This window comes from Variovorax sp. 20P10.2.4, from assembly GCF_058244205.1.
In genome coordinates this window covers 1-2,049 of record NZ_JBZAYE010000949.1, presented here as the reverse complement: position 1 = coordinate 2,049, position 2,049 = coordinate 1, and the positions used below count along the sequence as shown (strand labels likewise).

2 protein-coding genes are annotated in these 2,049 nt (G+C 72.8%); both read left to right on the top strand.

The features are described from left to right. Positions 1-844, top strand: an 844-nt coding sequence (locus tag AC27VN_RS39790; RefSeq protein WP_490880259.1) for a Bug family tripartite tricarboxylate transporter substrate binding protein, incomplete at its 5' end; no start/stop codon positions are given. Further along, the coding region (locus AC27VN_RS39785) for an N-acyl-D-amino-acid deacylase family protein (RefSeq protein WP_490880258.1) at positions 844-2,049 on the top strand (1,206 nt) is incomplete at its 3' end. The genes AC27VN_RS39790 and AC27VN_RS39785, both read left to right, overlap by 1 nt.

Genomic DNA, 2,049 nt, shown 5'->3' with positions numbered 1-2,049 from the left:
CGACCTGCTGTGCCGCGTGATGGGCGCGGCGCTGGCCAAGGGGCTCGGGCAGGCGGTGGTGATCGAGAACCGGCCGGGCGCGGGCGGCATCGTCGGCATCTCCGAGGTGGCGCGCGCGGCGCCCGACGGCTACACGATCGGCTATGCCAACGTGGGCACGCTCGCGATCAACAAGTCGCTCTACGCGAGGCTGCCCTACGACCCCGACCGCCAGCTCGCGCCGGTCGCGATGACCGGCTTCGTGCAGAACGCGCTGGTGGTGCGCAACGAGCTGCCGGTGAAGACCGTGGCGGAACTGGTCGCCCACCTGCGCGCGCATCCCGGCAAGCTGACCCTGGCCTCGGCCGGCAACGGCACCACCAGCCACCTGGGCGGCGAACTGTTCAAGAGCATGACGGGCACCTTCATGCTGCACGTGCCCTACCGCGGCAGCCTGGCGGCGATCCAGGACCTGATCGGCGGCGGGGTCGACGTGATGTTCGACAACCTGTCCTCGATCAGCCCCTTCATCGCCTCGGGCCGGGTGCGCGCGCTGGCGGTCACGGGGGCTCATCGCTCGCCGCTCTTTCCGGCGCTGCCGACGGTGCAGGAGGCCGGCGTGCCGGGATACGAGAGCGTGGCCTGGGGCGGCGTGGTGGTGCCGGCGGGCACGCCCGTCGAGGTGGTGGCGCGGCTCAATGCCGAGTTCAACGCGATGATGAACGACGCCGAGGTGCGCGAGCGGCTCGCGCGGCTGTCGCTCGAGACCGCGAGCGGGCCGCCCGAGCGGCTGTTCGAGCTGGCGCGGCGCGAGACGCCGGTGTGGGCCGCGGTGATCCGGCGCGCGAACGCCCGCGTCGACTGATGCAGCCGCTCGACCTGGTCATCGAGGGCGGCGACGTCATCGATGGCAGCGCGGCGCCGCGCGTGCGGCAGGACGTGGGCGTGCGCGATGGCGTGATCGAGCGCCTGGGCGACTTGCGCGCCGTGCCCGCGCACCGGCGCATCGATGCCCGCGGCCGCATCGTCGCGCCCGGCTTCATCGATGCGCATGCGCACGACGACCGGCTGCTGCTCGAGCCGCCCGCTGACCGCCATCCGAAGCTGATGCAGGGCGTGACCACCGTGGTGGCCGGCAACTGCGGCTGGAGCCTGGCGCCGCTGCGCATTCCTTTCGAGCGGGTGCCGCCGCCGCTGCGCGAATTCATCGGGCGCGGCGACCGCCGCTTTGCGCGCTTCGGCGACTACCTCGATGCGGTGCGCGAGATCTGTCCCGCGACCAATGCCGCGTTCCTGGTCGGCCACACCACGCTGCGCGCGCAGCATGTGCGGGACCTGGATCGCGCCGCCACGCCCGCCGAGACCGCGGCCATGGCGCGCGAGGTCGAGGAGGCTCTGGACGCGGGCGCGATCGGCCTGTCGACCGGCGTCTTCTATGCCCCTGCGCGCGCCGCCACGGCGCACGAGATGACAGCGGTGGGCGAGCCGCTGCGCGCGCACGGCGGCCTGATCGCGATGCACATTCGCGACGAGTCCGATGCGATCGACGAAGCGCTGCACGAGGCGCTCGGCGTGGGCCGCGCGCTCGGCGTGCCGCTCGTGATCTCGCACCACAAGCTCACGGGCCTGGCGAACCACGGGCGTTCCGCGTCCACGCTGCGCCTGCTCGCGCGGGCCGCAAAGGGGCAGCCGGTGTGCATCGACTGCTATCCCTATGCCGCTTCTTCCACCCTGCTGATTCCCGCGCGCGTGAGCCAGTCGGCGCGCGTGCGCATCACTTGGTCCGAACCGATGCCGCAGCACACCGGGCGCGAGCTCGCGGACATCGCCGCCGAGATGGGCCTGGGCCTCGAGCAGGCCGCGCAGCGCCTCTGCCCGGCCGGCGCGGTCTACTTCTCGATGGACGAGGCCGACGTGCAGCGCATCCTCGCGGCGCCCGGCACCATGGTCGGATCGGACGGCCTGCCGAACGACGTGCAGCCGCACCCACGGCTGTGGGGCGCCTTTCCGCGCGTGCTGGGCCACTATGCACGCGACCTGAAGCTGTTCGCGCTCGAGACCGCGGTGCAC